At 72.2% G+C, this 7118-nt stretch carries 8 protein-coding genes; 3 read left to right on the forward strand and 5 right to left on the reverse strand.

Annotated elements, in window-relative coordinates; translation table 11 throughout:
• Positions 1-59: 59 nt before the first annotated feature.
• The 3 genes from E1289_RS35370 to E1289_RS35380 are packed head-to-tail and all read left to right on the forward strand — an operon-like array spanning position 60 to position 2949.
• Positions 60-1484: a threonine/serine exporter family protein gene (locus E1289_RS35370; RefSeq protein ID WP_243713386.1), complete on the forward strand. Its 1425-nt coding sequence runs from the start codon at positions 60-62 to the stop codon at positions 1482-1484.
• Between the two features lie 50 nt (positions 1485-1534).
• Positions 1535-1861, forward strand: coding sequence for a hypothetical protein (locus E1289_RS35375; protein WP_131988169.1), 327 nt, complete (start codon positions 1535-1537; stop codon positions 1859-1861).
• An 11-nt stretch (positions 1862-1872) separates the two neighbouring features.
• Positions 1873-2949 (forward strand): DUF6745 domain-containing protein, encoded by a 1077-nt coding sequence (locus E1289_RS35380; RefSeq protein ID WP_131988171.1) that lies wholly within the window; start codon positions 1873-1875, stop codon positions 2947-2949.
• A gap of 23 nt (positions 2950-2972) precedes the next feature.
• Here E1289_RS35380 and E1289_RS35385 read toward each other — a convergent pair whose 3' ends face one another.
• The 5 genes from E1289_RS35385 to E1289_RS35405 all read right to left on the reverse strand — a co-directional run.
• A complete protein-coding gene (locus E1289_RS35385) occupies positions 2973-3359 on the reverse strand; it encodes an ATP-binding protein (RefSeq protein WP_165970756.1) in 387 nt (128 codons plus the stop codon).
• A gap of 139 nt (positions 3360-3498) precedes the next feature.
• Positions 3499-4353: an STM4011 family radical SAM protein gene (locus tag E1289_RS35390; RefSeq protein WP_131988175.1), complete on the reverse strand. Its 855-nt coding sequence runs from the start codon at positions 4351-4353 to the stop codon at positions 3499-3501.
• Complete coding sequence (locus E1289_RS35395) at positions 4353-5636, reverse strand: STM4012 family radical SAM protein (protein WP_243713388.1); 1284 nt, start codon at positions 5634-5636, stop codon at positions 4353-4355. The genes E1289_RS35390 and E1289_RS35395 overlap by 1 nt, the downstream gene beginning before the upstream one ends.
• Positions 5633-6439, reverse strand: coding sequence for an STM4013/SEN3800 family hydrolase (locus tag E1289_RS35400; protein WP_131988181.1), 807 nt, complete (start codon positions 6437-6439; stop codon positions 5633-5635). The genes E1289_RS35395 and E1289_RS35400 overlap by 4 nt, the downstream gene beginning before the upstream one ends.
• Positions 6436-7118: STM4014 family protein (locus tag E1289_RS35405; protein WP_207929360.1), on the reverse strand; the 683-nt coding region annotated here is incomplete at its 5' end. The genes E1289_RS35405 and E1289_RS35400, both read right to left, overlap by 4 nt.

A 7118-nucleotide genomic window follows, 5' to 3' on the forward strand; every position in this document is an offset into this window, starting at 1 on the left:
GGCCGGGGGTAGCCTGCCAGTCAAGATCGGTTCGCACTGCGGAAGGACGTCTCGGGGGAATGGGCGCGGCTGAGCGCGTACTGGGGCCGTACGCGGCGGAGCGCCTGCGGGGGTCGCCCGCGGCGCAGCGGCTGCGGCGGACGTGGCGGGTCCTGATGGACGCGAGCCCACCGGAACCGCCCGAGGAGGAACCCGGCGAGGTCGTCGACCCGCGGACGATCGACCTCGTGCTGCGCGTGGGCGAGCTCCTCCTGGCCAGCGGGGAGACCACCGAGCGTGTGAACGAGGCGATGCTCAGCCTGGCGGTCGCCTACGAACTGCCACGCTGCGAGGTCCAGGTCACGCTGACCAGCATTCTGGTGTCGGCGCACCCGGGGAGGGGCGCGCCGCCGATGACGGGGACGCGGGCCATCCGGCGCCGGACCCCCGCCTATTGGCGGCTCACCGCGCTGCACAAGCTCGTCCAGGAAGCCTCCATCGGCATGCTGGAACTGGACGAGGCGCACCGTAGGCTCGCGGAGATCAAGCGAGGCCGGGCGCCGTATCCGGCTTGGCTGCTGGTCGTGTCGCTGGGTCTCGTCAGCGCCTCGGGCAGTGTGCTGGCCGGTGGCGGGCCGCTCGTGGCGACCACCGCGCTCGGCGCCACCCTGGTGGGCGAGCGCACCGGCGCCATCCTGGCGCGGCGCGGCATCGCGGAGTTCTTCCAGCTGGCGGTCGCCGCCGCGATCGGCGCGGGAGCCGCGGCCCTGGTGGTCAGCGTGGGCAGCCCGGGTCAGGCCACCGCGATCGTCACCGGCGCGATCCTCGCGCTGCTGCCGGGCCGGCCCCTGGTCGCCAGCATCCAGGACGGCATCACCGGTGACCTGGTCAGCGCCGGGGCACGGGTGCTGGAGGTCTTCTTCATCATCGCGGCCCTCGTCGCGGGGCTCGGCGCGGTCGTGTACCTGGCGGTCAGCCTCGGCGCGCCGATCGACGTCAGCCATCTGCCCGCCGCACCGGCGAAGCTGGAGCCGATCGCGATCATCGCGGCCGCCGCGATCTCGCTGACGTTCGCGATATCCCTCGCCGCGCCACGCGAGGTGCTGGTCGCCGCGGCCTTGGGCGGCGCCCTGATCTGGGTGCTTTACGTCCTCGCCCGCGGATGGCAGCTTCCCCCCGTCCTGGCCGCGGCCGTGGCCGCCACCGTCGTCGGCGTGCTCGCCAACTGGCTCGCCCGCAGGCAGGGGCAGCCGGTGATGCCGCTCGTCGTACCGGCCATCGGCCCCCTCCTGCCCGGGACGGCGCTCTACCGCGGAATGGTCGAGCTCAACACCGGCTCGCCGGACACGGGTGTGCTCAGCCTCATCGGCGCGGTGTCGGTGGCCCTCGCGCTGGCCGCGGGCGTCAACCTCGGCGGTGAACTCGTCCGGGCCTTCCAGCACGTCGGGCTGAGCGCGTCCGGGCGCTGGGCACGGCCGGCGGCCCGCCGCACCCGCGGCTTCTAGCGCGGCGGCGAGAGCCCCGTTCTGTCGGTGGCGGACGTTACGTTCGCCACATGTACCGACAGGGAGACATCCTGATTCTGCCCGTGCCGGAGGAGGCGGTCCCGCGCGCCGTGCGCGGTGTGCCGCCGGCCCCGCGGGACGGCCGGGGACGCATGGTCCTCGCGCTCGGCGAGGCGACGGGCCACGCGCACGCGCTGGCCGCACCCGGTTCGCTGCTGCGCTCCCCCGACCCGCTCACACCGGACCACCTGCACCTGCCGTCCGGCGGGCGGCTGGTCCACGAGGAGCACGCGGCGATCTCGCTGCCCAAGGGCTGGTACCGGGTGATCCGCCAGCGCGAGTACATCCCCGGCGCCGTCCGCGTCGTGGCCGACTGAGGAGGATCCGGATGCGCACCGCGGCAGCGCGGGAATCCCATTTCGTGGTCGCCGACTGGCAGGCGGTGGCGTTCGGCACCGGCCCCGCCGACCGCGACCGGGCCGAGGCCGGTGTCGCCGCCGCCTACGCGGCCGCCGGCCTGGAGCCTCCCGAACGGTACGTGTGGATGCCCTCACCCGCGCGTGGCGCCGTCGCCGCGGCGCTCCTGGCGCGGCGCGGGGACGCGGGGGCCTGCGTCCTGAACGAGGTGAGGACGCGCCCATGGGAGGCCGAGCGCGCCGCGGCCTGCTCCGAACAGGGGCCGGAGCAGTGGTCGCGGGTGTGGGCCGAGACGGGCGGGCTGCTGTGGGACCAGGTGCAGTCACTCGTCATGCGGGTGCGCGGCGCCATCGGCGACCTCGCGGTGGACGACGCCGAGCGGGCCGAGCCCTCCGCGCGGGCGCGGGCGGCCACGGCGGTGCTGCGAGGCTCCACGCTCGACGCGGTCCTGGGCCAGCACGACGCGCCGTGGCTGGCGTTCTTCGAGGCGCTCGGACGGCTGGACGGTCCGCTCGCCGGTCTCGCGGAGGTGGCCCGTTCCGCCGGCTGGTGGTGGCCGTACGAGCGGCTCGTGATCCTTTCAGAGCGTCCCGGGGAGCTCTATCGGGACGAGCCCGGGCGGCTGCACCGCGGCGACGGCCCGGCCCTCGCCTACCCCGACGGGTTCGCGTTGCACGCCTGGCGCGGCATGCCGATTCCCCCCGATTTCGTGGAGACGCTGACCGGGCTGACGGCCGACCGCATCCTCGCCGAGGAGAACGCCGAGCTGCGCCGGGTGATGCTGGAGATCTTCGGTTACGACCGCTATCTGGCGGAGACCGGCGCGCGTCCCCTGCACCGGGACGAGACCGGCGTCCTCTGGTCGATCGACCTGCCCGGCGACGAGCCCGTCGTCATGGTCGAGGTGGTCAATTCGACACCCGAACCGGACGGCACGTACCGCACCTACTATCTGCGCGTCCCCCCGGCCACCCGCACGGCGCGCGCGGGCGTCGCCTGGACCTTCGGTATAGACGAGGCCGACTACCACCCCGAGAAACAGACCTGAGCGGCAGCGGCGCGCGGGGCTGTTCAGGGCGTGACGGTTTGGGCCCAGGTGACTTTCCCCTCGGCCGTGGATCGCCAGCCCCAGGCGCGGGACAGGGCCCCGACGAGTATCAGGCCGCGGCCCCCTTCGGCGTGGAGGTCGGGGGCGGGCACGGCCGGCCCCTGCGGGTTGTCGTCCCATACCTCGACCATGGCCGTCTTGTCATCGGGCAGGTAGAGGACGAGCGTGACCGTGTTCGCGTGGCGGATGGCGTTGCTCACGAGTTCGCTGGTGATGAGCTCCAGGTCTCCGTGGACGTCCTGGCGGTCCCAGCCTTCCAGGACGGCGCGCACCGTGTCGCGGGCGGCCCGGACGGCCGCTTCGACCGGCTCGAGCGCGAGAACGAAGTGGGGGCGCTGTCGATGGTCCACGGAACCGCCTAAGTTCACCGGCTAGTGGCAAGCATGCGCTCTTTGAGACGGTCGCGCACGAGATCTGGACTCACCGCCGGTTCCGGCGCCGTCCCGGACGCACGCCGGAGTACGCGGGCCGCCGGCGGGACCGGTTCCGTCACGGACGGCCGAGCAGGGCGGGGATGCGTTCGAGGACACCGCCCGCGAACGTGTCGTAGAGGCCGAGTGGCACAAGGTGGACATAGCCGATGTGGCAATCGCACTTGTCGAGGGGGCACGGGCGGGGCATGAGCGCGTCCCTGAACGAGCCGTCGTAGAGGTTGCCCAGCACGGCCGGGACGAAATGGCAGCGGCGCACCGTGCCGGCGCCGTCCACGGACACGACGGTCTCGCCGGTGCGGCAGGCGAGGCCGCGGCTGGGGTGCGGGTGCCGGCTCACCGGGAACAACGGGTCGACCTCCGTCCAGGAGGCGGCTTCCGCATCTTCGTAGGTGTGTCCTTCGGCGGCATTCACCCACAGGTACGTCCCGGTGGGGAGATCGTCGCGCAGGCGCCTGGCCGGATCGAGGTGCTCGGGCTTCCCGACGATCCCGACGCTGTACCGCACTCCGCGTTCCGTCAGCTCACGGCACTTGCCGAGGAACCGGTCGTAGGGCACCTCGCCGGGGTGGTAGGTCGCCCACAGGGCCAGCCGGGTGAGGTCGGCATCAGACGTCCATGACACGCGGTGACTCAAGTTGGTCTGGATCGCCACCCGTTCGACGTGGCGGACGTGGCTGAGTTCGGTGAGGGCGCGCCTGTACCAGGAGCGGACGAGCCCTTCCCCCCACGGTGTGAACAGGATGGAGATGGGGTGGTCCTGGCGGGAGACCCACTCCGTGAAGCGTTCCAACGCCGCCCGGTCCGCACGTAGTTGGTCCGGTGTGTCGCGGCGCTTGGCGAACGGGCAATAGGGGCAGGCGTAGTCGCAACTGGCGAGCGGTCCCCGGTAGAGGATCGTCAGGTGGTCCATCAGCGCGCCTCGTAGGCGGACATGAGTTCCTGGACGCGAGGCGAGAACAGCGCGGGGCCGACGACGTCGGAGTAGGCGAGCCCCTCCGGGGTCAGCCTTAGAGCGTTATCGGTCGTCTCCAGCCAGCCACGGTCGTCGAACGACTTGAGGTCAGCGGGGAAGTCGTCCATTGGGTCGGTGCCGAAGCGCGCGCGGTAGGCGCCCCGGTCGAGGCCGGTTGCCTGCAGGAGGGATTGGACGAGGTGCCGCCTGCGCCGTTCGTCGTCGTCCAGTTCGAGGCCCACGCGGGCGGTGGTGAAGTCGTCCTCGCGCACATAGGCGTCGATGATGGAGCGCACCTGGCCCGCGCCGACCGCGTACTCGAAGGAGTAGTGCAGGGCGGATGTGTAGGAACGGGCCCCGCACCCCAAGCCGACCATGCCGTCGGTCTGGCAGCAGTACTCGGTGCCGTTGACGGTGTCGCCTGGCAGGCGGAACATGCGCATCGACACCTGCTCGTAGCCTTCGGCCAGGAGATGGTCACGGCCGAGGCGGTAGAGGGTGAGGCGCTGGTCGTCCCAGTCTTGGGCGCGGCGGCCGAGCCCGGTGAGCGGGCGGACGTAAAGGGGATAGAGGTAGATCTCCTCCGGGTGCCACGCGAGGGCGGCGTTCAGGGAGTGCATCCACGTCGCGGGAGTCTGGCCGTCGATGCCGTAGATGAGGTCGATGTTGAGGGTCGGGAAGCCCACTGCACGGATGCGGTCCAGCGCCGCCTCCGCCTCGGCGCGTTTCTGCGGGCGGACGGCCGCGCGTGCCTCCTCATCCAGGAAGCTCTGCACGCCGATCGAAATCCGGGTGGTCCCGCGTTCGGCGAGGACCGTCAGCCGGTCGGTGGTGGCCGTCGCCGGTGATGTCTCCACGCCCAGGGGAATCGCACCGAAGCCCGGGAACCGTCCGGCCACGTCGCAGAGCCGTTCCAGCTCGGACGCGGTGAAGTAGGTCGGAGTGCCGCCGCCGAACGCCGAAGTGGCGAACGAGGCGTCGTCGCCCAGCGCGTCCAATACGGCCGTGGCCTGCCGGTTGAGCGCATCCAGGTAGGCGCCGGTCAACTCTTCGGGTGCGCCGGTGCGGGTGAACAGGTTGCAGAAGCCGCACCGCATCTCGCAGAACGGGACATGGAGGTAGAGAAATAGCGTGTCGAGCGGCTCGCCCGCCCACACGTCCCGCAACAAGGGTTCGGGGCTCAGCGGCCGGTAGGCGGTCTTGTGCGGATAGGCGTACACGTAACCCTGGTATGGCGTCACGGCAGAATGAACTCCCCGTACGGAACGGTCCAGACGACCTCGTGGCCGATGCGGTGCCCGGTGTGGCCGTCCTCCCCGTACGCCGTGCCGTGGTCGGAGCAGACGATGACGAAGCAGGGGCGGCGCATCAGGGCGAACAGCCGGCCGATGTGGGCGTCGACATGGCGCAGGGCGGCGGCATGGCTGGCGCGCGTGTCCCCCGCCGAGGAGGTCGCGCCCTGGCCGGCGTCAGGGTCGAGATAGAACCAGTTGGGCTGGTGCAGGGACGCGACGTTCAGCAGCAGGAACAGGCGCCTGCCAGCGGGCTGCCGCTCCATGATCTCGGCGACGCGGTCGATCTGGTTGGGCAGCGCCCCCGGGTCGGTCACGCCGAACTCGCGTTCCCAGTGGCTCTCGGCGAACAGCGACGGAAGCGCCGCTCCGAGCGGCGTCAGCTTGTTGAAGAATCCGACTCCGCCCACGCAGACCGTGTGGTAGCCGGCGGCGGCGAGCCCGGAGGGCAGGTCTGCGGCGTCGAACGTCCAGGTGCCGGGAGCGGTCGTCTCGCTGCCGGGGAACGCTCCCGCGAAGAGCCGTGGGTGCGGCCCAGGGGACGCGGGGGTCGGCATGAACCCCGCCAGCATCGCGGTGTGCGCGGCATAGGTGAAACTACCCGGCGTGTGGCGCCTCTCCCACCGGCCTTCTGGGAGGAGGCCCGCGAGGGTGGGCGTCCCACCGGCCGCGGCCAGTTCGGCGGCCACGTCGTAGCGGAGCGTGTCGAGCGTCACCAGCAGCAGGTCATGGCTGCCGATGATCTCGTTCATGTCGTGCACGCACCGCTCCCGGCGAGAACCGCCCTGACCTGGGCAGTGTAGGTGTCGACGCCTTCGGCGGAGCCGCCGGGCAGGCCCGTGAGGCCGGGCAGCAGGTCACCGAACGCGTTCACCTCGCCGACCTCGAACCGCCGCAGGCCCGTGCCGACGAGCAGGTCGACGCCGATCATCGCGCTGCCCGGAAAGCAGGCGGCGGCCCGCGCGCACACGTCCAGGGCCCGTTCCCAGCCGTCGGCGCCAAGGACGCGCTGCACCGCGCCCAGGTCTCCCCTGGCACCGCCCAGATGGAGGTTCGTCATGGGGTGACGGCTCGTCCGGACGACGGCGTGCGTCGGTTCGCCGCCGATGACGACGACGCGCAGGTCGAACGCCCGGCCGCCGATCGCGGCCTTGGGCAGCCACCGCTCCACGTGCAGACCGTCCGGCGCGAGCGCGTCGATGAGGGCGGCGACCTCCTCCTCGGTCCGGTACGTGCGGACGCGCAGCGAATTGCACAGGCCGCCCGGCGTCCAGGCCGCCGACGTGGCGGCCGTCACCCGGCCGGGGGCGGTCTGCAGCGCGACGACCCCCGACGCGGACGACCCGTGCGCCGGCTTGACGAACACGCGCGGTTCCCGCGCCTCCGCCATCCGCGCACGCAGGGCGGCGTAACCGTCCACGGCCGGGAGGG

Source organism: Actinomadura sp. 6K520 (assembly GCF_004349245.1).
In the GTDB taxonomy this organism is placed as follows: domain Bacteria; phylum Actinomycetota; class Actinomycetes; order Streptosporangiales; family Streptosporangiaceae; genus Spirillospora.

Bases quoted from the DNA above. Each gene is read 5' to 3' on its own strand.
- E1289_RS35370 (WP_243713386.1), top strand. From the start codon at position 60: ATGGGCGCGGCTGAGCGCGTACTGGGGCCGTACGCGGCGGAGCGCCTG.
- E1289_RS35375 (WP_131988169.1), top strand. From the start codon at position 1,535: ATGTACCGACAGGGAGACATCCTGATTCTGCCCGTGCCGGAGGAGGCG.
- E1289_RS35380 (WP_131988171.1), top strand. From the start codon at position 1,873: ATGCGCACCGCGGCAGCGCGGGAATCCCATTTCGTGGTCGCCGACTGG.
- E1289_RS35390 (WP_131988175.1), bottom strand. From the start codon at position 4,353: ATGGACCACCTGACGATCCTCTACCGGGGACCGCTCGCCAGTTGCGAC.
- E1289_RS35400 (WP_131988181.1), bottom strand. From the start codon at position 6,439: ATGAACGAGATCATCGGCAGCCATGACCTGCTGCTGGTGACGCTCGAC.